This window comes from Streptomyces sp. SAI-135 (assembly GCF_029893805.1).
In the GTDB taxonomy this organism is placed as follows: Bacteria; Actinomycetota; Actinomycetes; order Streptomycetales; family Streptomycetaceae; genus Streptomyces.
In genome coordinates, this window is the sequence record NZ_JARXYP010000002.1 from 2617977 (window position 1) to 2641829 (window position 23853).

The 23853-nt window shown below is 71.1% G+C and carries 21 protein-coding genes; 10 read left to right on the top strand and 11 right to left on the bottom strand.

The genetic code is table 11. From position 1 onward, the window contains the following. Window positions 1-117 precede the first annotated feature (117 nt). The 4 genes from M2163_RS16355 to ybaK all read left to right on the top strand — a co-directional run bounded on the left by M2163_RS16355 (window position 118) and on the right by ybaK (window position 4099). The gene (locus M2163_RS16355) at window positions 118-1695 is read left to right on the top strand and encodes an oxidoreductase (protein WP_280852047.1); all 1578 of its coding nucleotides are present in this window, start codon (window positions 118-120) and stop codon (window positions 1693-1695) included. Window positions 1696-1816: 121 nt separating this feature from the next. Next, a complete protein-coding gene (locus M2163_RS16360; RefSeq protein ID WP_280852046.1) occupies window positions 1817-2827 on the top strand; it encodes a hypothetical protein in 1011 nt (336 codons plus the stop codon). 11 nt (window positions 2828-2838) lie between these two features. Continuing rightward, window positions 2839-3579, top strand: a complete 741-nt coding sequence (locus tag M2163_RS16365; protein WP_280852045.1) for an LON peptidase substrate-binding domain-containing protein — start codon at window positions 2839-2841, stop codon at window positions 3577-3579. A 16-nt stretch (window positions 3580-3595) separates the two neighbouring features. Next, on the top strand, window positions 3596-4099 hold the full coding sequence (ybaK, locus tag M2163_RS16370; protein ID WP_280852044.1) for a Cys-tRNA(Pro) deacylase: 504 nt from the start codon (window positions 3596-3598) through the stop codon (window positions 4097-4099). 285 nt (window positions 4100-4384) lie between these two features. Here ybaK and M2163_RS16375 read toward each other — a convergent pair whose 3' ends face one another. From M2163_RS16375 to M2163_RS16390, 4 genes are all read right to left on the bottom strand, one after another. Then, a complete protein-coding gene (locus tag M2163_RS16375; RefSeq protein ID WP_280852043.1) occupies window positions 4385-5062 on the bottom strand; it encodes an AAA family ATPase in 678 nt (225 codons plus the stop codon). Window positions 5063-5096: 34 nt separating this feature from the next. After that, window positions 5097-5921, bottom strand: a complete 825-nt coding sequence (locus M2163_RS16380) for an ABC transporter permease (RefSeq protein ID WP_280852042.1) — start codon at window positions 5919-5921, stop codon at window positions 5097-5099. 74 nt (window positions 5922-5995) lie between these two features. After that, the gene (locus M2163_RS16385; RefSeq protein WP_280852041.1) at window positions 5996-6970 is read right to left on the bottom strand and encodes an ABC transporter ATP-binding protein; all 975 of its coding nucleotides are present in this window, start codon (window positions 6968-6970) and stop codon (window positions 5996-5998) included. Between the two features lie 106 nt (window positions 6971-7076). Then, the gene (locus tag M2163_RS16390) at window positions 7077-8294 is read right to left on the bottom strand and encodes an NYN domain-containing protein (protein WP_280852040.1); all 1218 of its coding nucleotides are present in this window, start codon (window positions 8292-8294) and stop codon (window positions 7077-7079) included. Between the two features lie 221 nt (window positions 8295-8515). Here M2163_RS16390 and M2163_RS16395 point away from each other — a divergent pair, with 221 nt between their 5' ends. Next, the gene (locus tag M2163_RS16395; RefSeq protein ID WP_280852039.1) at window positions 8516-8680 is read left to right on the top strand and encodes a hypothetical protein; all 165 of its coding nucleotides are present in this window, start codon (window positions 8516-8518) and stop codon (window positions 8678-8680) included. Window positions 8681-8774: 94 nt separating this feature from the next. On the opposite strand, the gene dnaE is transcribed toward M2163_RS16395, so the two are convergent. Beyond that, the gene (gene dnaE, locus M2163_RS16400) at window positions 8775-12314 is read right to left on the bottom strand and encodes a DNA polymerase III subunit alpha (RefSeq protein ID WP_280852038.1); all 3540 of its coding nucleotides are present in this window, start codon (window positions 12312-12314) and stop codon (window positions 8775-8777) included. 203 nt (window positions 12315-12517) lie between these two features. Between dnaE and M2163_RS16405 the strand changes: the two genes are divergently transcribed. The 4 genes from M2163_RS16405 (at window position 12518) to M2163_RS16420 (ending at window position 17278) form a co-directional block, all read left to right on the top strand. Further along, on the top strand, window positions 12518-13843 hold the full coding sequence (locus tag M2163_RS16405) for a DUF2252 domain-containing protein (RefSeq protein WP_280894307.1): 1326 nt from the start codon (window positions 12518-12520) through the stop codon (window positions 13841-13843). A 91-nt stretch (window positions 13844-13934) separates the two neighbouring features. Continuing rightward, window positions 13935-14627: a hypothetical protein gene (locus M2163_RS16410; protein WP_280852036.1), complete on the top strand. Its 693-nt coding sequence runs from the start codon at window positions 13935-13937 to the stop codon at window positions 14625-14627. Window positions 14628-14723: 96 nt separating this feature from the next. Next, window positions 14724-15539, top strand: coding sequence for a thioredoxin domain-containing protein (locus tag M2163_RS16415; protein WP_280894308.1), 816 nt, complete (start codon window positions 14724-14726; stop codon window positions 15537-15539). An 83-nt stretch (window positions 15540-15622) separates the two neighbouring features. Beyond that, entirely contained in the window at window positions 15623-17278 is a 1656-nt protein-coding gene (locus M2163_RS16420) for an alkaline phosphatase D family protein (RefSeq protein ID WP_280894309.1), read from the top strand. A 6-nt stretch (window positions 17279-17284) separates the two neighbouring features. On the opposite strand, the gene M2163_RS16425 is transcribed toward M2163_RS16420, so the two are convergent. Continuing rightward, complete coding sequence (locus tag M2163_RS16425) at window positions 17285-17854, bottom strand: dienelactone hydrolase family protein (RefSeq protein ID WP_280894310.1); 570 nt, start codon at window positions 17852-17854, stop codon at window positions 17285-17287. A 118-nt stretch (window positions 17855-17972) separates the two neighbouring features. Here M2163_RS16425 and M2163_RS16430 point away from each other — a divergent pair, with 118 nt between their 5' ends. After that, window positions 17973-19103, top strand: a complete 1131-nt coding sequence (locus tag M2163_RS16430) for a mechanosensitive ion channel domain-containing protein (protein WP_280894311.1) — start codon at window positions 17973-17975, stop codon at window positions 19101-19103. Window positions 19104-19310: 207 nt separating this feature from the next. Here the strand turns inward: M2163_RS16430 and M2163_RS16435 are convergent, their stop codons facing one another. From M2163_RS16435 to lspA, 5 genes are all read right to left on the bottom strand, one after another. Further along, complete coding sequence (locus M2163_RS16435; protein WP_280894312.1) at window positions 19311-20051, bottom strand: SDR family oxidoreductase; 741 nt, start codon at window positions 20049-20051, stop codon at window positions 19311-19313. Between the two features lie 65 nt (window positions 20052-20116). Continuing rightward, window positions 20117-21691 (bottom strand): Na+/H+ antiporter, encoded by a 1575-nt coding sequence (locus M2163_RS16440; RefSeq protein WP_280852030.1) that lies wholly within the window; start codon window positions 21689-21691, stop codon window positions 20117-20119. A gap of 91 nt (window positions 21692-21782) precedes the next feature. Beyond that, on the bottom strand, window positions 21783-22253 hold the full coding sequence (locus tag M2163_RS16445; protein ID WP_280852029.1) for a GNAT family N-acetyltransferase: 471 nt from the start codon (window positions 22251-22253) through the stop codon (window positions 21783-21785). Beyond that, on the bottom strand, window positions 22250-23194 hold the full coding sequence (locus tag M2163_RS16450) for an RluA family pseudouridine synthase (protein WP_053847339.1): 945 nt from the start codon (window positions 23192-23194) through the stop codon (window positions 22250-22252). The genes M2163_RS16445 and M2163_RS16450 overlap by 4 nt, the downstream gene beginning before the upstream one ends. Before the next feature lie 57 nt (window positions 23195-23251). Then, a complete protein-coding gene (gene lspA / locus M2163_RS16455; RefSeq protein WP_280852028.1) occupies window positions 23252-23824 on the bottom strand; it encodes a signal peptidase II in 573 nt (190 codons plus the stop codon). Window positions 23825-23853: the final 29 nt, after the last annotated feature.

Genomic DNA, 23853 nt, shown 5'->3' on the forward strand with positions numbered 1-23853 from the left:
ATTCCAATGGCTGATACGCAACCCGGAAGATCCCCTTCACGTCTAGCGTTCGGGGGGTTACTCAGCGGGCATGAACGGTTGTACGAATCCCACGAGCCGCAAGGAGCTGGAAGAACCGTGACCGAGGGGGCCGGGATCCGCGACGGAGACCTGCCGGACGATCTGACCGCCGCCGAGGCCGGGATGTGGCAGGCCTTCCGCAACGGCAGCGTGTACGACCTGAGCAGCGGCGACACCGTGGTCGACGATCCGCACGGCGGGCATCCCTGGGGTCCCGAGCGGACGGTACGCGCGCGGATCGTGTGCTGGCTGCTCCTGGACGGCCCGCCCGCGCTCGCCGGCCGGGTGTCCGCACTGAAGCTCACCGGTGTGCAGATCAGCGGCACCCTGGACCTCGCGGGCGGCACGGTGGTGCCGTACGTCGAGATGAAGGGCTGCCGCTTCGAGCGGGAGATCCTGCTGCCGGAGGCCCGCTTCACCACCGCGCGTTTCGTGGACTGCTCGGTACCGCGCCTGGAGGCCGCCCGGGTGCACACGGAGGGCGATCTGCACCTCCCCCGCTGCCGTTTCCACAACGGCGTCCGGCTGACCGACGCGCACATCGGCACCGACCTGCTGATGAACCAGGCGATCGTCTACCGCGACCGCAGCGGCCGCTCCATCGCCGCGGACGGCATGACCGTGGGCCAGGACCTCCAGGCCGAGCTCCTGGAGTCGCACGGCGAGCTGAGCCTGCGCAGCGCGACGATCGGCGTCTCGCTGAGCCTGCGCGGCGCCCGGCTGAACAACCCGTACACCCGGCTCGCGCTGAACGCCCCCCAGCTGACCGTCGAGCGCACGCTGTACCTGACCCCCGCGGGGGTCGGCGCCGCCATGCTGAGCGGGGCGACTCCCGCGCGCGGGACACGCATCCAGCGCTTCGAGTGCCAGGGCGGTGTGCGGCTGGACGACGGGCGGTTCGGGGACGCCGTGGACCTGGAGCGGGCCCGCTTCACCTTCACCGACGAGCAGGAGCTGTCGCTGCGCCGCATCCAGGCGCCCGAGCTGCGCTTCCTCGGGGAGCGGCCGCAGCGCGGCAAGGTGGTGCTGTCGGGCGCGCGGGTCGGCAACCTCGTGGACCGGGCGAGCGCCTGGCCGGGTCCCGGCAATCTGCACATGGGCGGTTTCGCCTACGAGAACCTCGTGCCGCACGGCCCGTTCCCGCTGGCCGAGCGGCTGGAGTGGGTGGCGGCCGCGACCGCCGAGTACAACCCGGAGCCGTACGAGAGGCTCGCCGCCGTGCTGCGGGCGGGCGGTGAGGACGAGGACGCGCGCGAGGTGCTGCTCGCCAAGCAGCGCCGGCGCCGGGAGACCCTGCCGCCGGCCGCGAAGTTCTGGGGCTATGTGCAGGACCTGACGGTCGCCTACGGGTACCGGCCGGGCCGGGCCGCCGTGTGGATGGCGGTGCTGTGGGCGGCCGGCTCCGTGGCGTTCGCACACGCGAGCCATCCCCCGCTCAAGAGTGGCGACCATCCGGCCTGGAATCCCGCTCTCTTCGCGCTGGACCTGCTGCTTCCGGTGATCGATCTGGGGCAGGTCGGTTTCTGGCAGCTGCGCGGCGGCTGGCAGTGGCTCGCGGCGGCGATGGTCCTCCTCGGCTGGGTCCTGGCGACCACCGTGGCGGCGGGGGCCACCAGGCTGTTGCGGCGGAATTAGGGGGGTCCGTGGTGCGGAAGGTGAACGTAGGTCACGTCTTTACCTCCCCTTGACTTTCCGCCGTACAACTTTCTGTGAGTTGCACGTGCGCACTGGCGCGACGCCGAGCCGCGGTCTTTCAATGGTCGACACCATGGCTCTGCTGCCCACGTTCATCCGCGCGTCGCGGATCCCCCCGTACCTCACCGGCGGACTGCCCGCCGACGACGAGGTACTGCTCGACGCGCCCGACGACCGGCTCGGGCCCGCGCTGGTCGCCGCCGGACAGGGCACCTACGGGCGCGCGGCCGAGCTGCTGGGCGCGACCCGCGAGAGCGCCGCCTGGGAGCTGCGGGACCGGTACGTCCGCCGTCTCTCCGCCTTCGCCCGCTCGCGCCCCGAGTGGTACGACGCCTGGCGCGCCGACGTCCCGTACGACCCGGACCAGCTCCTGCTCGGCGCCCAGCTCGCGGTGGACCGGGTGTGGGACTCACCGGCCAGGGCGGAGCTGCTGCGCGAGGTGAGCCCGCAGATCACGGCCGCGGCGCGCGGCGAGGACCGTGATCCGGTGCCGTGGCGGATCGCGCTGGACCACGCGCGCGGCTCGCAGGCCGGGCCCACCTACTTCGGGGAGCTGTGGGAGGCGGCCCTGCGGCGCGCCCCGCTGCACTACGGCTGCCATGTCGCGGCCCTGCGCTATCTGGCGACCTCCTGGCGCGGCTCCTACCGGGAGTGCTTCGACTTCGCCGACCGGGCAGCGCAGGACGCCCCGCCCGGCTCCCTCGTCCAGGCGCTGCCCGCGCGGGCGGCCCTCGCCTGTCTGACCGGGCCCGGCTCCGACGCGGTCCCGCGCGAGCGGCTGGACGCGGCGGCCGACCGGGCGATCGAGCTGTCCGCCACGTTCGCGGCCGCCGACCCGTGGCCGGCCGAGATCCGCAACAAGCTCGTGTACGTCCTGGTGCGCCTCGGCCGCTGGCAGGACGCCCTGGAGCAGCTGCGGATGCTCGGGCCGTACGCGACCTCCTTCCCGTGGGGCCAGGAGTCGGAGGACCCGCTGAGCCGCTTCCTGGAGGTGCGTGAGGAGGTCCGCCGGCACACCCTGATCCATCCACGGAGTGGGCACGGGGGACGTGTCCGCTCCGGAGGCCATTAGGCTTTGGCGCCGTGACCACCGTGCGGCTCCCGCTCTTCCCCCTGAACTCAGTGCTGTTCCCGGGGCTCGTGCTTCCCCTCAACGTCTTCGAGGAGCGCTATCGCGCCATGATGCGCGAACTGCTGAAGACCCCCGAGGAGGAACCGCGCCGGTTCGCCGTCGTGGCGATCCGCGACGGCCACGAGGTGGCGCCCAGCGCCCCCGGCCTGCCGGACCCCACGGCCGTGCCCGACACCGGCCCCGCGGCCGGCTTCGGCGACGACCCCGTCAAGGCGTTCCACTCCGTCGGCTGCGTCGCGGACGCGGCGACGGTACGGGAGCGCGCCGACGGCACCTTCGAGGTCCTGGCGACCGGCACCACCCGGGTCCGGCTGCTGTCCGTCGACGCCTCCGGCCCGTATCTGACGGCCGAACTGGAGGAGCTGCCGGAGGAGGCGGGCGAGGAGTCCGGGCCCTTGGCGGAAGGCGTTCTGCGGGCCTTCCGGCAGTACCAGAAGCGCCTGGCGGGGGCCAGGGAACGCTCCCTGTCCTCCGGTACGGAGCTCCCGGACGAGCCGTCGGTGGTCTCGTACCTGGTGGCGGCCGCGATGATGCTGGACACCCCCACCAAGCAGCGCCTGCTCCAGGCCCCCGACACCGCGTCCCGGCTGCGCGACGAACTGAAACTCCTGCGCGCGGAGACGGCGATCATCCGTAATCTGCCGTCGTTGCCGGCGTCGGACCTGACGCTCGGCCCGACGAGTCTGAACTGAGGCCGGAACCCGTCCGATGGCGAAGAAGTCGAAGAAGCAGCAGCAGTCCGCAGGCACCCCCGCGACCGTGGCCCTGACGTCGGCGGGCGCGCCCTTCACCGTGCACGCCTACGACCACGACCCCTCCCACCCCTCCTACGGCGAGGAGGCGGCCGAGGCGATGGGGGTGTCCCCGGACCGCGTCTTCAAGACGCTGGTGGCGGACGTGGACGGCACGCTGACGGTGGCGGTGGTCCCGGTGGCGGGCTCCCTGGACCTGAAGGCCCTGGCGACGGCCGCGGGCGGCAAACGGGCGGCGATGGCCGACCCGACCCTCGCGGAACGCACCACGGGCTACGTCCGGGGCGGCATCTCCCCGCTGGGCCAGCGCAAGAAGCTCCCCACGGTCCTGGACGCCTCGGCCTCCGCCCACGAGACGATCTGCGTCTCGGCGGGCCGCCGGGGACTGGAGGTGGAACTCGCGCCGAAGGACCTGGCCGACCTCACGAACGCGATCCTGGCGCCCATCGCCCGCGCGTGACCCCTCGACGAGTGCCCCTTCCTGGACTAAGCAGAAGAGGCATGTCGAAGAGAACCCGCAAGCGCAAGTGGCGCACGAAGAAGGGCCGTTCGAACCACGGCAGGCGTCCCGCCTAGAGGACGGCCACGCGATCCCAAGGCATGTCAGCCCCGTCTCAGCCCGTCCGGCGTTTGGGGACAAGGCCCCTTCAGGGCCGACGGGGGCCCGGGGGCGCAGCCCCTGGGACGGGGTCGAAGGGGCAGCGCCCCTGTTACGGGACGGGTAGGGGCGGCGGGGGCGAAAGCCCTACGGCACCGGCGGACCGTACCCGTCCCCCGGCACCGCCGCCCCGTACACCGGCTCGGGATCCCGGGGCCCGAACAGCCCCGTGAGCCCCAGATGCACGACGAGCGCGGCCAGCGACCAGGCGAGCAGCGCCCCTTTCGCCCCCAGCTTCAGCGGCGCCGAGAACGTGACCCCCTTGCCCACGGCCTTCGCATGGGCGAGCACATCGGACGAGGGCCCGAGCCACGTCCCCACCCGCCAGGCGAGCAGCGACCCCAGCACGCCCCCGACGGCGAGCCCCACCACCAGCGGCACCCCGCCCCGGCGCCGCCACAGGAACACCACGAGCGCGCTGAGGACGCCGAAGGCCAGGGCCAGCAGAGTGAGCGTGCCGTCCACCCCGACCGCCTGCTCCCCCTCGGTGTCCTTGAGGTAGACGGCCCAGTTCCCCTGCGCGTCCACGTCCCCGACCAGCGGCACGTGCGGCGCCAGCCACCACCACAGCAGCCCCAGCAGCACCCCGGAGAGCGCCACGGCGACCAGGATCACCGCGCCCTCGATCAGCTCGGTCTTCATCCCGGGCCCGCCCTGCCCGTACCGGACTTCGGCAGGGGCCGCGTAGCCGGCGGCTGGGGCCTGCCACGCATCGTGCGGGGACGGTTCGTGGGGCGGCGGAGGAGGCGTCAACGGAGCGGTCACCCTGACATCGTGCCAGGCCGGTCCGTGCGGCGCGTCACCGGACGGCCGCCCGACGATAGGCCCAGGTGGCGACGGCCAGCGAGACCACTCCCACGCATCCGCACACGGCGAGGTCGCCGAGCACGAAGGCCCAGTCGGGATGCGGTCCGAAGGTCCGCGCGAAGGCCTCCACGCCGTAGGTCGAGGGCAGCAGGTCCCGGGCGAACCGCACCGCTTCGGGCATCCGGTCGGCGGGCAGCACCCCGAGCAGCAGCGCGGCGGACATGCCGAGCTGGCCCAGCAGGGTGGCCAGTTCCGGCCGGGGCGCGAGCAGCCCGAGGGCCGCGCCGAGGCCCGCCAGGGCGGCTCCGGCCAGCGGGATCACGGCCACCAGGACCCACAGGTGCGCCAGCGGCAGCCCGAACAGCACACACCCGAAGACGGCGGTCACCACGGTCCCGGGCACGGTGAAGGAGGCGTACGCCCCCGCGGCGCCCAGCACCACGGCGGCGGGCGGCACCGGCAGCGTGGCGTAGTGGTCGAGCCCGCCGCTGGCCCGCAGCTGCCCGAAGTACTGCGCGAGCAGGTTGAGCGCGACGAAGGCGACGACCAGTACGGACGCCCCGGCGACCACGGACCGCGCCTCGCCCCCGCCGTCCACGACCCCCCGCATCAGGATCATGATCCCGATCGACTGGAAGGTGGCGACGAACAGCAGCGGGATGCGCGCGACCCGGGCACGGGACAGCTGCGCCCGGTAGACGGCCGCGAGCGACGGCCACAGCCGCGCGCGCGGCCCGAGCTCGGCGGCCGCGTCCCGGCCCGTCTCCACGACGGCCGGCGCGCCGCCCGGCAGAACCTCGGCGGGTACGACACTCACGTGGCTCTGCTCCTCTTCGCTCCGGCACTCGCCCTGTGACGTACGGACACGGCCGGTCCGCGTACTCAACGTGCTCACGCCTTCACCAGCCCCTGCTGAGCGGCCCCGCCCAGGGCGAGGTACACGTCCTCCAGGCTGGGCGTGGCGAGCGTGAAGTCGTCCAGCGCGGCGAACGCGGCCCCGCCGGTGACGGTGGCCACGACCGCGCGGGCCTCCTCGGGTGCCAGCCGCAGTGTCCAGCGGCGTCCGGCGGCCACGGCCCGGTCCTGGAGCACGGCGACCTCGGGGACGTGCAGCGGTGCCGCCTCGCGCCAGACGAGGTCGACGCGGACCTCCCCGGCGACCTGTTCCTTGAGCCCGGCAGGTGTGTCGCAGGCGATGACCCGCCCCTGGTCGAGGACGGCGACCCGGTCAAGGACGGTCTCCGCCTCGATGACGTTGTGGGTGACGAGCAGGACGGTGGTCCCCCGCTCGGCCCGCCGCCGGTCCACGGCGGACCACACCGCGCGCCGCGCCACGGGGTCCATCGCGGTGGTCGGCTCGTCGAGCACGAGCAGCGGCCGCTCCCCCACCAGCGCCGACGCGAAGCACGCGAGCCGCCGCTGCCCGCCGGACAGCTTCTTCAACGGCCGCCCGGCGATCGGCGTGAGCCCCAGCTCGTCGAGTACGGCGTCCCGCTCGGCCCGCGCCCGCCTCGCCTCCAGGCCACGCAGCCGCCCGGTGGTCTCGGCGGCGAGGGAGACGGTGAGTTCGTCGAGGGCGGTGGACTCCTGGCCGAGGTAGGCGAGGATCCGCGAGGCCCGGTCCGGGTGGCGCACGATGTCGTGCCCGAGGATCTCGACGCTGCCGCGGTCGGGCCGCATCAGCCCGGTGAGCTGGCGCACGAGCGTGGTCTTCCCGGCGCCGTTCGGCCCGAGCAGCCCGAAGATCTCGCCCTGCCGGATGTCCAGCCGTACGTCGTCGGTGGCCCGGACCTCGGGCGTCGCCGGAGTGCCGCGCCGCCCGCGCACCGCGGGATAGGTCTTGGTCAGCCCGCGCACCGCACACACGACATCCCCACTGTGTCGAAGGGCCGGTGCAGCGCGCGTACTCACAAGGGACGAGACTACGGGGTCGGGGAGCCTTGCTCGCCCTTGGGGCGGGGTATGTGCCGGTTCACTCCCCGGCGGGGGCGTGCTCCGCCGCCGTCCGCGCTTCGATCTCGCGCCAGAACCCGGCGCGGATCGCGTAGCGGTCGTGCTCGTCGATCTGGTCGTCCTTGTGGGCGAGCAGTCCGAACCGGGCCGCGTACCTGAGCAGCTCCCCGTCGATCCGGTGCGGCACCCGCGGGTACATCCCGGACAGCCGCTGCAGGTGCGTCTGGTCGCCGAGCCGCTCCATCCACCGCCGCGCGAAGACCTGGCCCACCTCGAAGGGGTCCCCGCCGACCGTGGTGATGTCCTCCTCGCGGTCGGCCCACCGCTGCTCGGCCGTGGTGAGCTGCGCGAGGGTGGGCATGGAGGCGACCTCGGGCGGCTCGGCGGAACCGCCCGGCCGGTCCACCCAGCCCTTGTCGGAGGACCAGCGCAGGGTCGCGCTCGCGGGCTGCTGGGCGGGCTGCGCGCCGGGCGCCCGCAGCGCGGCGAGGTCCTTGGGCGTCGGCACCCCCTTCGGTGCCGGAACCCGCTCCTGCGTGCCGTTCCCCGAGGCGGCCGCCGGGGCGTGCCGGCTGTCCTCGGAGGTCCGCTCGGGTGCCTGCGAGAGCGCGGACTCCGGCAGGGGCGCGGAGAGGATCGCGGCGATCTCGGGCCGTGGCACGGGCGGCGGCGCGCAGATCCCGCCGAGCTCCTTCGCGCGTACGGCCTTGGTGATCCACACGCGGTCCAGCACCCGCCGCTCGTCCGCCTCGGCGACCAGGTCCTCCGACTGGTTGTAGTCCCCGTCGGCGGCCTGCACGGCCCACAGGTGCACGGCGACCCCGTGCTCCTTGGCAGCCATCATGCCCGGCAGCAGGTCCCCGTCGCCGGTGACGAGCACGATGTCGGAGCAGGCGCGGTTGCGGGCCAGCTCGGTGAGCTCGGCGTGCATGGCGGCGTCCACGCCCTTCTGGGCCCAGCGTCCGTCGCTGCGGGTCAGGGCGCCCAGCCGGACGGTGACCCGGGGCATCACCCGCAGTCTGCGGTGCTCGGGCTGCGGGACGCGGTCGGGGGCACCGTCGAACCAGTAGATGCGCAGCAGGGGCCGTTCGGTGTCGGACTCGGCCCGGTCGCGCAGCCCCTGGACGAGGGCGGCGTGGTCGACGGTGATACGGGAACGGGAGGGCTCCCCGGCGAGGAGACTGGCGGCGGCCCCCAGCAGATACCCGGCGTCCACCAGGACGATGCAGCGGTCCACGCGATCCACCCTCTTTCCGGGAGGTTTGCTTCGGGCTTCCTTCGAGTCTGCCCGACCACGCCGGGGTTAACGGCCCGAACTCGATCTTCGGCGTGGCGTTTCGGGGCATTGCCCGGCGACATCCCCTGTCACACACGGTAATTATCCGAAATGCGCCTGTTGTCAGCCTATGTGAATCTGGTCCCGGCCCTGGCCCCTAGATCCCCACAGGAGGCACCACCATGGCCAAGAACAAGAAGCAGAACCGCAAGCCGTCCCAGAGCGAGCGTGCCGGGCAGGAGCCCCAGCACTCCTCGATGGAGACACAGACCGAGCAGCACTCCCCGCAGGTGACCCCCGGCGACGTGGCCCGCAAGGGGCGGCAGAAAAGCTTCGGCCACAACTGACATCTGCATAAAGGGTTGTTGAGACCCAGGCACATCAAGGGGCGCACCCCGTCAGGAGTGCGCCCCTTCGCGTGGCCGGTGCCGGCCTGGCCGGTCAGCCCGCCAGGCAGGACGGGCCGAGCAGTACCTTCAGGTCACCGAAGAGCGCCGGGTCCGGCTTCACGCGGTGCCGGTCGAGGCGCAGGACGGTGGTCTTGGTCGGGCCCTGGAGCTTGATGCGGACCTCGCTGTCGCCCTTGTGGTGACTGAGGATCTCGCCGAGGCGGTTGACCATCGGCGGGGTGACCCGGGTGGCCGGGATGGTGAGGATCACGGGCGCGTTGGTGCCCGCGTTGGACAGGTCGGGGACCTGGAGCTCCATCGCGACCAGCCGGGGCACGTCCTCCCGCTTGTCGAGGCGGCCCTTGACGAACACCACGGCGTCCTCGACGAGTTGGGTCGACACCAGCTGGTAGGTCGCCGGGAAGAACATGCACTCGATGGAGCCTGCGAGGTCCTCGACGGTGGCGATCGCCCAGGCGTTGCCCTGCTTGGTCATCTTGCGCTGGAGGCCCGAGATGATGCCGCCGATGGTGACGACCGCGCCGTCCGCGTGCTCACCGCCGGTGAGCTGGGCGATGCCCGCGTCGGCCTTGTCGGACAGCACGTGCTCCAGGCCGAAGAGCGGGTGGTCGGAGACGTACAGACCGAGCATCTCCCGCTCCTGGGCGAGCAGATAGGTCTTGTCCCACTCCTCGGTGGTGAACTCCACGTCCAGTCCGAAGCCGGGCTCGCTGGTGTCCTCCTCGCCCATCCCGCCGAAGAGGTCGAACTGGCCCTCGGCCTCCTTGCGCTTGACCGCGACCACGTTGTCGATCATCGGCTCGTACTGCGCGGTCAGGCCCTTGCGGGTGTGCCCGAGGGTGTCGAAGGCGCCGGCCTTGATCAGCGACTCCGTGGTGCGCTTGTTGCAGGCGACCGCCTCGACCTTGTCGAGGTAGTCGGGGAAGGAGACGTACTTCCCCTTGGCCTTGCGGCTCTTGATGATCGACTCGACCACGTTGGTGCCGACGTTGCGGACCGCCTCCAGGCCGAAGAGGATCACGTCGTCGCCCTGCGCGGCGAAGTTGTGCACCGACTCGTTGACGTTGGGCGGGAGCACCTTGATGCCCATGCGCCGGCACTCGTTGAGGTAGACCGCCGACTTGTCCTTGTCGTCCTTCACGGAGGTCAGCAGCGCGGCCATGTACTCGGCCGGGTAGTTGGCCTTCAGATAGGCCGTCCAGTACGACACCAGTCCGTACGCGGCGGAGTGGGCCTTGTTGAACGCGTATCCGGCGAAGGGGACCAGCACGTCCCACAGGGCCTGGATCGCCTCGTCGCTGTAGCCGTTCTTCTGGGCGCCGGCCTGGAAGATGGTGAAGTTCTTGGCCAGTTCGTCGGGCTTCTTCTTGCCCATCACGCGGCGCAGGATGTCGGCCTCGCCGAGCGAGTAGCCGGCGATGATCTGGGCGGCCTTCTGCACCTGCTCCTGGTAGACGATCAGGCCGTAGGTGACGTCCAGGACCTCCCTGAGGGGCTCTTCGAGCTCCTTGTGGATGGGGGTGATCTCCTGGAGCTTGTTCTTGCGCAGCGCGTAGTTGGTGTGCGAGTCCATGCCCATCGGGCCCGGACGGTAGAGCGCGGAGACGGCGGAGATGTCTTCGAAGTTGTCCGGCTTCATCAGGCGCAGCAGCGAGCGCATGGGGCCGCCGTCGAACTGGAAGACGCCGAGGGTCTCGCCGCGCTGGAGGAGTTCGAAGGTCTTCGGATCGTCCAGCGGGAGGCTCAGCAGCTCCAGGTCGATGCCCTTGTTGGACTTCACCATCTTGACGGCGTCGTCCATGATCGTCAGGTTGCGCAGGCCGAGGAAGTCCATCTTCAGCAGGCCGAGCGACTCGCAGCTCGGGTAGTCCCACTGCGTGATGGTCACGCCGTCGGTGTGCCGCACCCAGACGGGCACGTGCTCGGTGATGGTCTCGCTGGACATGATCACGCCGGCGGCGTGCACGCCCATCTGCCGCACCAGGCCCTCGACGCCCTTGGCGGTGTCGATGACCTTCTTCACGTCCGGTTCGTTCTCGTACATCCCGCGGACCTCGCCGGCCTCGGAGTAGCGGGGGTGCGAGGGGTCGGTGATGCCGTTGAGGTCGATGCCCTTGCCGAGGACGTCGGCGGGCATCGCCTTGGTGATGCGGTCGCCCATCGCGTACGGGTAGCCCAGCACGCGCGCGGAGTCCTTGATCGCGTTCTTCGCCTTGATCTTGCCGTAGGTGCCGATCATGGCGACCTTGTCGGCGCCGTACTTCTCGGTCACGTACCGGATCACCTCGACGCGCCTGCGCTCGTCGAAGTCGATGTCGACGTCGGGCATGGAGACGCGCTCGGGGTTGAGGAACCGCTCGAAGATCAGGCCGTGCGGGATCGGGTCGAGGTCGGTGATGCCCATGGCGTAGGCGACGATCGAACCGGCCGCGGAGCCTCGGCCGGGGCCGACCGCGATGCCGTTGTTCTTGGCCCACATGATGAAGTCGGCGACCACGAGGAAGTAGCCCGGGAACCCCATCTGGATGATGACGTCCATCTCGTACTCGACCTGCTTCTGCCGGTCCTCGGGGATGCCGCCGGGGAAGCGGCGCTCCATGCCGCGGCGGACCTCCTCCTTGAACCAGGTGACCTCGGTGTAGCCCTCGGGGATGTCGAACTTCGGCATGAGGTTCTTGGCCTCGAACATGCCGGTGGTGTCGACCATCTCGGCGATCAGGAGGGTGTTGGCGCACCCCTCCTGCCAGGCGTCCGAGGAGTCGATGGCGTACATCTCCTCGGTGGACTTCAGGTAGTAGCCGGTGCCGTCGAACTTGAAGCGGTCGGGGTCGGAGAGGTTCTTGCCGGTCTGGATGCACAACAGGGCGTCGTGGGCGGTCGCCTCGTGCGCGTACGTGTAGTGCGAGTCGTTGGTGACCAGCGGGGGGATGCCGAGCTTCTTGCCGATCTCCAGGAGGCCGTCGCGGACCCGGTGCTCGATCTCGATGCCGTGGTCCATCAGCTCCAGGAAGTAGCGGTCCTTGCCGAAGATGTCCTGGTAGTCGGCGGCGGCCTTCAGCGCCTCGTCGTACTGGCCGAGGCGCAGCCGCGTCTGGAGCTCGCCGGAGGGGCAGCCGGTGGAGGCGACGATCCCCTCGGACCACTGGGCGATGGTCTCCTTGTCCATCCGGGGCCACTTCTGGAGCCAGCCCTCGGCGTAGGCGTCCGAGGAGAGCCGGAAGAGGTTGTGCAGGCCGGTCGAGTTCACGGCCCACATCGTCTTGTGGGTGTAACCACCCGAACCGGAGACGTCGTCCCGCTTCTGGTGCGGCTGGCCCCACTGGATCTTGCGCTTGTTGCGCCGGGACTCGGGCGCGACGTACGCCTCGATCCCGATGATCGGGGTGACCCCGGCCTTCTTCGCCGAGTGGAAGAAGTCGTACGCCCCGTGGAGGTTGCCGTGGTCGGACATGGCGATGTGGGTCATGCCCATCTCGTTGCACGCGTTGAACATGTCCTTGAGCCGCGCGGCACCGTCCAGCAGGGAGTACTGGGTGTGGACGTGCAGGTGCGTGAACGGCGGCTTTGACACGGCGTGGCCTCCATGGAAAACACTCGGCGACGGGCGGGCGGACAGATCCGGGGACAGCGTCGAAGTCTATGCCTCGGCACTGACACTCAAGGGGTCGCCCCGCGTACCTTCACAACGAGGGTCCCGGGCACTTTCACCGGGGCCCGCCCGTTGGACGGACGACAGAAACGCTGTCGTACACATGCACCAGGAGGCACCCCGCGATGTCGGTACCGCAGCTCAACGACGAGCACCGCGGCGAGGAGATCCTCGCCGTCTTCGACACCGCCTTCGGCGAGCTCCTGGCCGCCGATCCGGCCGCGTTCCGCGTGAAGTTCCGCAAGATGGCGGCCTCGGCGTTCGCGTTCTACCGCGGGACGGCGTGCCTCTTCTACCACGACCTCGACGAGGAGAAGAAGGGTGGCCCGTACCTGGACGAGCGCACCTCGCGCGTGTGGATCCACGGCGACCTGCACGCGGAGAACTTCGGTACCTACCTGGACGCCAACGGCCGGCTGATCTTCAACGTCAACGACTTCGACGAGGCCTACGTCGGCCCCTTCACCTGGGACCTCAAGCGCTTCGCCGCCTCCGTCGCGCTGATCGGGTACGCCAAGGCGCTCGGCGACGAGCAGATCACCGAGCTGGTGGAGGTGTACGCGGGCGCGTACCGCGAGCGGATCCACGCCCTCGCCACCGGCGCCAAGAGCGACGAGGTGCCGCCCTTCACCCTGGACACCGCCCAGGGCCCCCTCCTGGACGCGCTGCGCGACGCCCGCTCCCTGACCCGCTTCGGCCTCCTGGAGTCGATGACGGAGATCCGCGACTTCGAGCGCCGCTTCGCGCCGGGCGGCGGCTCCATCGAGCTGGACGCGGCCACCCGCTACAAGGTCCTCGCGGCCTTCGACGGCTATCTGGAGACCCTCCCCGAGGCCTCCCTGGCCCGCCCGGACTCCTACCGGGTCAAGGACGTCGTCGGCCGCCGCGGGATCGGCATCGGCTCGGCCGGGCTGCCGTCGTACAACATCCTGCTGGAGGGGCACACCGACGCCCTGGAGAACGACGTGGTGATCTACATCAAGCAGGCCCAGACCCCGGCCGTCTCCCGGCACATCACCGACCCGGCGATCCGCGACTACTTCCAGCACGAGGGCCACCGCACGGTGATCTCCCAGCGCGCGCTCCAGCAGCACGCCGACCCGTGGCTGGGCTGGACGGAGCTGGGCGGCACGGGCCAGCTGGTCGCCGAGATCTCGCCGTACGCCGTGGATCTGGACTGGGGCGACATCGACGACCCGGAGGAGATCGCGGGCGTCGTCGCCGACCTCGGCCGGGCCACGGCCACCATGCACGCGGCGGCGGACGACACCTCGGGCGAGTCCCTGGTGCCCTTCTCGACGGAGCGGGCCATCGACGCGGCCATCGCCGCCGACGAGGACGGCTTCGCGGGCCTCCTGGTCGACTTCGCGCACAGCTACGGCGCACGCGCGCGTGCCGACCACCAGACCTTCGTCGACCTGTTCCGCAACGGCCGCATCCCGGGCCTGTGACAGGCCCCATACCACCGTCGATAACGATAGGGGCGCTCACAGGGATTCTTTAGGGGTCCCTTACAGGCCCGCGTGACACACTCTCCACGCTATGGACATATCCGGGACCCAGCTGCGAGCGCTCCGCGCGGCGCTGTTCACGGCACTCGTCGTGACGCTCAGCACCGCGTCGCACGTGCTGCTGTCCCGGGCCCCCCTGCCGCTCAACACGGTGGCGGTGGTCGCCGTCGCCGTGTTCGCGCTCAGCTTCGCGCTGGCCGGCCGGGAGCGCGGCTACGGGCGGATCGCCGCCGTCCTGATCCCGCTGGAGCTGGCCGCCGACACCGTCTTCACCACCGGTCAGCACGTCTGCTACGGCGCCGCGGGCGGCCCGGTCGCGGGCCCGCTGCGCTCGGTCGGCTGGGACGTGTTCTGCGGCGACGGCACCAGCGTCGGCTCGCCGCTGGCCCGCATGACCGGCACCGACCCCGGCCGGCTGGGCGGTCTGCTCGCCCACGCCGACCCGCGGACCGCCTGGCTGCTGCTGGGCGCCCATGTCCTGGTCGGCCTCCTCGCGGCCGCCTGGCTGCGCCGCGGCGAGCGGGCCCTGGCCCAGCTGCTGCGCGCCGTGGCCGCCACGACCTTCCGGCCGCTGCTCCTCGCGGCCGCCGCGCTGACCGTGCGGTCGGCGCCGGAACCGGCCCGTCCGGTGCGCCCCGGCCGCCGTACGGCCGTCGTGCTCGACGAGATCCTCGTGCACTCCCTGGGACGGCGTGGACCGCCGTGCTCGCCCGCTGTCGCCTGAGCCGCACCCGCTCGCACAGCACCTGAGCACCACCAGTCCCGACCTACGTATCCCCGCACACGACGTGTGCGCGTCCCCTCGATGGAGAACACCACCATGAGCAAGCGGAACAGCCAGGCCGCGAAGACCGCCGCCCGCGAGCGGCTGCGGCAGGAGCGCGAGCGCCAGGCCAAGCGCGACAAGATCAAGCGGCAGGTCATCGTCGGCTGCTCCATAGTCGGCGTCCTGGCGATAGCGGGCGGCATCAGCTACGCGGTCGTCCAGGGCAACAAGCCCAGCTACTGGGAAGAGGCCAAGAACGACAAGCTCGTCAAGCCGGCCAACAGCTCGGGCACCAACGGCACGACGGTCGTCATCGGCAAGAGCACCGCCAAGAAGACCCTGGTCATGTACGAGGACCCGCGCTGCCCCGTCTGCGCGCAGTTCGAGCAGACCGTCGGCTCGACCGTCGACAAGGACGTCGAGGACGGCAAGTTCAAGATCCAGTTCGTCGGCGCCTCCTTCCTCGACGGCAACCTCGGCGGCGAGGGCTCCAAGAACGGCCTCAGCGCCCTCGGCGCGGCGCTGAACGTCAGCCCCGAGGCGTTCCTGAAGTACAAGACCGCGATGTACTCCACGAAGTGGCACCCCGACGAGAGCGGCCCGGACAAGTTCAAGGACGACTCCTACCTCATCAAGATCGCGCAGACCGTCCCGGAGCTGAAGGACAACAAGACCTTCCGGAACGCCGTGAAGAACGGCACCTACGACAAGTGGGCCCTGGTCATGTCCGAGAAGTTCAACAAGGACGGCGTGACCGGCACCCCGACCCTGAAGATGGACGGCAAGACGCTGACCGGTTCCGACGGCAAGAGCGCGCCGATGACGGTCGCCGAGTTCAACACCGCGCTGGAGGCGGCCCTGAAGGGCTGATCCCCGACTCTTCGGGCAAAGAGCGGGCGAACTTTCAGGAGTTCGCCCGCTCTCGTTCATACCGGCCAGTAACCTGATCGGCCGTGACCAACAGACAGAGAACAGCCGGTAGCAACTCCCTGTCCCCACGCCGCCGTACGGTCGTCAAGGCCGCGGCGGCCACTGCTGTCCTGGCCGCTCCGCTCGCCGCCGCACGGCCGGCCGGCGCGGTCGAGGCCCCCGCCTTCCTGCACGGCGTCGCCTCGGGCGACCCGCTCCCGGACGGCATCCTGCTGTGGACCCGGGTGACCCCGACCGCCGAGGCCGTCCCCGGTTCCGGGCTCGGCCCGGACACCGAGGTCGGCTGGGTCGTCGCCGAGGACAAGGCATTCACGAACGTCGTCGCCAAGGGTTCCGTCACCGCGACCGCCGCCTCCGACCACACGGTCAAGGCGGACGTGCGCGGCCTCCGGCCCGCGACCGACTACTGGTTCCGCTTCTCGGCGGGCGGCACCGACTCCCCGGCGGCGCGCACCCGCACCGCGCCGGCGACGGACGCGGCCGTGGCCAACCTCCGCTTCGGCGTGGTCTCCTGCGCCAACTGGGAGGCCGGCTGGTTCTCGGCCTACCGCCATCTCGCGGCCCGCGGCGACCTGGACGCCTGGCTGCACCTGGGCGACTACATCTACGAGTACGGCACCGGGCAGTACGGCACCCGTGACACCGTCGTACGGCAGCACGCGCCGACCCACGAGATCCTCACCCTCGCCGACTACCGGACCCGGCACGGCAGGTACAAGACGGACCCGGACCTCCAGGCCCTGCACGCCGTCGCCCCGGTCGTCGCGATCTGGGACGACCACGAGTTCGCCAACGACGCCTGGTCGGGCGGCGCCGAGAACCACACCGAGGGCACGGAGGGCGCCTGGGCGGCCCGTCAGGCCGCCGCCAAGCAGGCCTACTTCGAGTGGATGCCGGTCCGCACGGCGACAGCCGGCACCACCTACCGGCGGCTGCGCTTCGGCAAGCTCGCCGACCTCTCACTGCTCGACCTGCGGTCCTTCCGCTCGCAGCAGGTCGGCGTGGGCAACGGCTCGGTCGACGACCCGGACCGCACCCTCACGGGCCGCGCCCAGCTGGACTGGCTGAAGGCGGGTCTGAAGTCGAGTGACACCACCTGGCGGCTGGTCGGCAACTCCGTGATGATCTCGCCGTTCGCGATCGGCTCCCTCTCCGCCGACCTGCTCAAGCCGCTCGCCGAGCTGCTCGGGCTGCCGAAGGAGGGCCTCGCCCTCAACACCGACCAGTGGGACGGCTACACGGACGACCGCCGCGAGCTCCTCGCCCACCTGCGCTCCAACGCCATCCGCAACACCGTCTTCCTGACCGGTGACATCCACATGGCGTGGGCCAACGACGTGCCGGTGAACGCCGGTACCTACCCGCTGTCGGCGTCGGCCGCCACCGAGTTCGTCGTCACGTCGGTCAGCTCCGACAACCTCGACGACATCCTGAAGGTCCCCGAGGGCACGGTCACCGCGCTCGCCGCACCGGTCATCCAGCTCGCCAACCGGCACGTCCACTGGGTGGACACCGACCGCCACGGCTACGGCGTGCTGGACATCACCGCCGAGCGGGCGCAGATGGACTACTACGTGCTGTCCGACAAGACGCAGCGGAACGCGACCTCGGCCTGGGCGCGTTCGTACCGCACGCGGACCGGCACGCAGAAGGTCGAGCGGACGTACAGCCCTGTCTAGAGCCTTTCAGAGGGTGTCGAGGAAGCCGAGGGCCACCCGCCAGGTGGCCTCGGCGGCCTCCTCGTCGTAGTCCGGCAGGTCGGGGTCGGTGTAGAGGTGACCGGCCCCGGCGTACCGGTAGATCTCGACGTCGGCTCCGGTGCGGCCCATCTGGAGATACCAGGCGCTCAGCCAGTCGTCGGTCTCGAAGGGGTCCGGCTCGGCCACGTGCAGCTGGACCGGCAGCTCGTCCGCGGTCGCGTTCGGCGCGATGTCCGAGGTGCCGTGCAGGAGCAGCAGTCCGCGGGCCCTCTCGTCGCCGAGGGCGAGGGTCTGCGCGACCGAGGCGCCGAGCGAGAAGCCGGCGTAGACCAGGCCGCGCTCGGAGTAGGGCGCGGCGGCCAGGACGGCCCGCTTGAGCAACTCGTCCTTGCCGATCTCCTCGTTGAAGGCCATGCCCTCCTCGACCGTGTCGAACGTGCGCCCCTCGAAGAGGTCCGGCGTCCACACCTCGTGCCCGGCCTCCCGCAGCCGGTCGGCGGCCTGACGGACGGCGGGCCTGAGGCCGTAGGTCGAGTGAAAGAGCATGATGTTCATGAGGCCATGGTGCCAGCCGGTGCCGACGACGCCCGCGCACGGCCGGGACGGGGCCCTACCCACTTCTGGGCGGAAGTCACATGTTCATGCCCGGCCCGGGCCGGTTAGGTTCGGGGTCATGGAGAACGTACTCCGACCACTGATCGTGGTCGGCGGCTCGGTGCTGCTCACTCTGGTGATCGGCTGGGCCACCGACCTTCTGCTGCGCAAGGCCGACGACCGCCACAGCGAGACCCCGCTGTGGGGGCTGCTGCGCCGTGGCCGCATCCCCTACATGCTCGTGCTGTGCGCGGCCATGCTGAGAGGGGCCTACGACGAGGCGAGGGTGCTGGAGCGGCACAGCGCCGGCATCGGGCAGACGCTGACGCTGGTGCTGATCGGGGCGACCGCCTGGCTGGTGATCCGGATCGCGGCGGCCATAGTGGAGACGACGTACTCCCGTTACGCGCGTGCCCACCACGACGCCGCCCGGGTCCGCCGGGTGCGCACCCAGGTCACGCTGATCATGCGGGTGGTCGCGGCGACCGTCGGCGTGGTGGCGGTGGCCGCGATGCTGCTGACCTTCCCGGCGATGCGCGCGGCCGGTGCCTCACTGCTGGCCTCGGCCGGAATCCTCGGCATCGTCGCCGGTGTGGCCGCCCAGTCCACGCTCAGCAACATGTTCGCGGGGCTGCAGATCGCCTTCGGAGACATGGTCCGCATCGGCGACACCGTGGTGGTGGACGGCGAGTGGGGCACCGTCGAGGAGATCACACTGACCTTCCTGACGGTCCGCACCTGGGACGAGCGCCGGATCACCATGCCGGTGTCGTACTTCACCTCGAAGCCGTTCGAGAACTGGTCCCGCGGCACCCCGCAGATGACCGGCATCGTCTACTGGCACGTCGACCACACGGCCCCGGTGGAGCTGATGCGCGAGCGGCTGCGGGACATCCTGCGCGAGTGCCCCGCCTGGGACGGCCGTGACTACGGCCTCGCCGTCACCGACACGACCCCGAACACCATGCAGGTACGCGCGTTGGTGACCGCCAAGGACGCCGACGACATCTGGACGGTACGGGTCACGGTCCGCGAACAGATGATCCGCTGGCTCACCGACAACCACCCGTACGCCCTGCCCCGCGTCAACACGGCGGACGCGACGCTGGCGCCGGGGTTCCGGCGGGACGGCGACCGACGGAACGGCCACAACTCCAACGGCGCGACCGTCGACGGATCCCACGAGCCCCCTCGAACGGGCCGCGGCTGACGGCGGTTCACAGCCGACGTGACAGCCCGTGGAACACCGCCTGGCGGACGTCCCGTCGTGGCACCTCATCGCGGAGATGATCTGCCACGACGGGAGCCAGTCGTGGCGCCACGTGACCGAGAGCCCGTCATGGCGCCGGCCGGCCCCACCCACCAGGGGCGCGGGAAACTGCGCGACCAGCCACGACGGACCCGCGCCCGCCCGCCGTCAACGCCCCCTCTCCGCCCCACCATTGACCTGCACAACCTGCGAAGTCACATGTCCCGCCCCAGGCGAAGCCAGCCAGTGCAGCGTGGCGGCCACATCCCCCGGCGTCCCGGCCCGCCCGTTCAACGTGTCACCGACGAGCCGCTCCCGCCGAGCAGGATCGATGGCCGCCCCGAAGAACTCCGTGTCCTCGACGTACCCCGGTGCGACCACGTTCGCCGTGATCCCCCGCGGCCCCAACTCCCGCGCCAGATCATGGGCGTACGGATGCAGCCCCGCCTTCGCCGCCCCGTACGCCCCGCTCCCGGACCCCCGGTAGGCGGCGATGGAGCTGACGAACAGCACGCGCCCGCCCGGCGAGGCGAGCCGGTCCTTCAGTCCCTCGGTGAGCAGTGCCGCGGTCAGCAGATTGAGCCGGAAGTTCACCGCCCAGTTGTGCGCGACGGCGTCGAGCGGGTCGGAGCCGTCGACGGGCGGTTCGAGCTGCCCGGTGCCCCCGGCACTGTGGATCAGCACGTCCACGGTCCCCAGCTCACGCTCCACGAACCCGACGACCCCGCGCACCTGACCGACGTCGGCGAGATCGGCGGCGTACGTCAGCGCCCCGGGCACCCCCGCCTTCTCCAGCACCCCGGCGCGCCGCCCGAGCAGCAGCACCCGGTCCCCTTCCGCGGCGAACACCTGCGCCGTCGCGAGCCCGATTCCCGTACCGCCACCGCTGATCACCACGTTGCGAGCCATAACTGCAGCCTACAAACACAGGCTTGGCGAGTTCATCCCGGTTCACCGCAGCGGCGCAGGCGGGCTCAGCGCAGACTACGGACGTCCAGGTGCCGCAGCACCCGGTCCACGACCTCGGGATCGGCCCCCGGCTCACTCCGCGCCGCCAGCACCTCGTGGCGCGCCGCACTCAGCAGCTCGCCCTGGATCCGCCGCACCCGCTTGAGCCGCCGCCTGGCCTCGCGCCGCTCCTCGTCCCCCATCTCGGGATGGATCCGCACGCCGATCTCGAACGCCCGCCGCAGCATCTGCTCGGACAGCTCCTCCGGCAGTTCCTCGACGGCCTCGATCTCCCGCAGCCGCCGCTTGGCCGCCTTCGCCGCCCGGACGGCGAGGACCTTCTCGAACTCCTTCTCCCGCTCGGTGTCGGCCCGCACCCCCAGCCGCTTCACCAGCCACGGCAGGGTCAGTCCCTGGAGCACCAGCGTGGCCATGATCACTCCGAACGCGATGAAGATGATCTCGTCCCGGTCCGGGAAGCCCGCCCCGGATTCGGTCTCCAGAGGAATGGCCAGCGCCAGTGCCACCGACGCCACGCCCCGCATCCCGGACCACCACATGATGACGGTCTCCCGCCAACTGGTCGGGATCTCCTCGTCGTAGTCCCGTTTCGCGTGCATCCGCTTGGTGAGCCAGGTGGCCGGCATCAGCCACGCCAGCCGTACGAGGACGACCACGGCGACGATCGCCGCGGCCCAGCCGAGCATCTCGCCCCAGCGTCCGGACGCGGTCCGGATCGCGTTGTGCAGTTCGAGGCCGATGAGCCCGAAGGCCACACCGGTGACGAGCGTGTCGACGATGTCCCAGAAGGTGTGCCCGGCCAGCCGGGTCATCACGTCGTCGGCGTCGGTGCCGTACTCGGCGAGGAACAGGGCGGTGGTCAGCACGGCGAGCACACCGGAGCCGTGCAGCTCCTCGGCGAGCACGTAGGAGGCGTACGGCACGAGGACCGTCAGACCGATCTGGAGGGTGGCGTCGCCCAGCAGGTCCATCAGCTTGTTGGCGCCCCAGCCCAGCGCGAGCCCCACGGCGACGGCGACCACCGCGGAGAGCACGAGCTCCAGGCCGGCCTCCCCGGCCGTGAACGAACCGCTGACGGCCGCGGCGACGGCCACGTGGTACAGGACGATCGCCGTGACGTCGTTGAAGAGCCCCTCGCCCTCCAGGATGGACACCAGCCTGCGGGGCAGTCCCAGCTGGCCCGCGACGGCCGTCGCGGCGACCGGGTCGGGCGGCGCGACCAGCGCGCCGAGCGCGACGGCGGCCGCGATCGGCAGACCCGGCACGATCGCGTGGGCGACCACGGCCACGCACAGCGTCGTCACGAACACGAGCGCGACGGCGAGCAGGAAGATGGGCCGTTTGTTGGCCGCGAACTGCCGCCAGGAAGTGCGCCGCACCGCCGCGTAGAGAAGGGGCGGCAGCAGGATGGGCAGGATCAGGTCCGGCGGGATGTCGACATTCGGTACGAAGTCCAGCACCGCGAGCACTATGCCCAGCAGCGTCATCAGCACCGGCGCCGGCAGCCCGAACCGGTCCCCCACCGGGACGCTGACCAGAGCCCCCAGCAACAACACGAACAACAGGGCCAGCTGATCCACGGTCAGAACTCCGGACAGATCGACAGAACATCGGTCACTTCAGTCTGCCCGCAAAACGCCCGGACCTGCCGACCGCCGCTCCCGCCGACCCTCAGAGAACGCGCCGCATGGCCCGGTGCGGTATCCCCGCGTCCGGGAACTCCGGCCCGTACGCCACGTACCCGAGCCGCTCGTAGAACCCCAGCGCGTGCGTCTGGGCGTGCAGGTCCACCGCGGCCAGCCCGCGCGCGCGTGCCGCGTCCTCGATGGCCCGTACCAGCGCCGCCCCCACCCCGAGCCCTCGCGCCGCCTGCGTCACCGCGAGCCGCCCCAGCGAGCCCACCGACGCGTCACCGCCGGTCTTGCCGGCGGCCGCGTCACCGGTCAGCAGCCGCCCGGTCCCGAGCGGTACCCCGTCCTCCCGCACGGCCAGCACATGCACGGCCACGGCGTCGTAGGCGTCGTACTCGATGTCCTCGGGCACGCCCTGTTCGCCGACGAAGACCTCCTTGCGCACCGTGAAGCAGGCCTCACGGTCGCCGGGGTCCTCGGCGACCCGCACCTCGTACGCGGGCGTGCTCACCCGTAGGTCTCCTCACGCACCAGGTCCAGGGCCTGCTGGAGGTCCGCCGGGTAGTCGCTGGCGAACTCCACCCACTCGCCGTCCCCGGGGTGCTCGAAGCCGAGCCGCACCGCGTGCAGCCACTGCCGGGTCAGCCGCAGCCGCTTGGCGAGCGTCGGATCGGCGCCGTACGTCAGGTCGCCGACACAGGGGTGGCGGTGGGCCGCCATGTGGACGCGGATCTGGTGGGTGCGCCCGGTCTCCAGCTTCACGTCGAGCAGGGAGGCCGCGCGGAACGCCTCGATGAGGTCGTAGTGCGTGACGGAGGGCTTGCCCTCGGCGGTGACCGCCCACTTGTAGTCGTGGTTCGGGTGCCGGCCGATGGGGGCGTCGATGGTGCCGCTGGTCGGGTCCGGGTGGCCCTGGACGAGCGTGTGGTACCGCTTGTCGACCGTGCGCTCCTTGAACTGGCGCTTGAGCGAGGTGTACGCCCGCTCCGACTTGGCCACGACCATCAGCCCCGAGGTGCCCACGTCGAGCCGGTGCACGATGCCCTGGCGCTCGGCGGCCCCGGAGGTGGAGATGCGGTACCCGGCGGCGGCGAGACCACCGATCACGGTCGTCCCGGTCCAGCCCGGCGAGGGGTGCGCGGCGACCCCGACCGGCTTGACGATCACGACCACGTCGTCGTCGTCGTGGACGATCTCCATGCCCTCGACGGGCTCGGCGACGATCTGCACCGGGGCGGGCGCCTGCGGCATCTCGACCTCGAGCCAGGCCCCGCCGTGCACCCGCTCGGACTTCCCGACCACCGACCCGTCGACCGTGACCTTCCCCGAGGCGGCGAGCTCGGCCGCCTTGGTGCGGGAGAAGCCGAACATGCGGGAGATGGCGGCGTCGACGCGCTCGCCCTCCAGACCGTCGGGCACGGGCAGGGTACGGATCTCGGGAATGGTGCTCACCCGTCGAGTATGCCGGACGGGTGGGACAGCCCCGAACGAGCCTGTGGAAAACCCGGCTCAGTCCTTGTGGACGGTCCCGTCCGGGTCGAGGCCCTTGAAGGACAGCAGCACGATCAGGATGCCGCCGCACACGATCGCCGAGTCCGCGAGGTTGAACACGGCGAAGTGCTTGGGCGCGATGAAGTCGACGACCGCGCCCTCGAAGACACCGGGCGAGCGGAAGAGCCGGTCGGTGAGATTGCCGAGCGCGCCGCCGAGCAGCAGTCCGAGCGCGATCGCCCAGGGCAGGCTGTAGAGCTTGCGGGCGAGCCGGGCGATGACCACGATCACGGCCGCCGCGATCACCGTGAAGATCACGGTGAAGGCTTCACCGAAGCCGAAGGCCGCGCCCGCGTTGCGGATCGCCTCGAACTTCAGCCAGTCCCCGATGATCTCGATCGGTTCGTGATGCTCCAGCCTGGCGACCACGATCATCTTGCTGACCAGGTCGAGGGCGTACGCGAACGCGGCCACCGTGAACAGCACGACGACACGGCGCCTGCCCCGGGGCCGCGCCTGGTCCTGCTCCGGCTCGGCCCCCGCCGCCTCTGGAGTATCCGGCGTACCGATGATGCGCTCCGCCTCTGCCACGTGAGTCCCTTGACCTAGGTACCTGACTG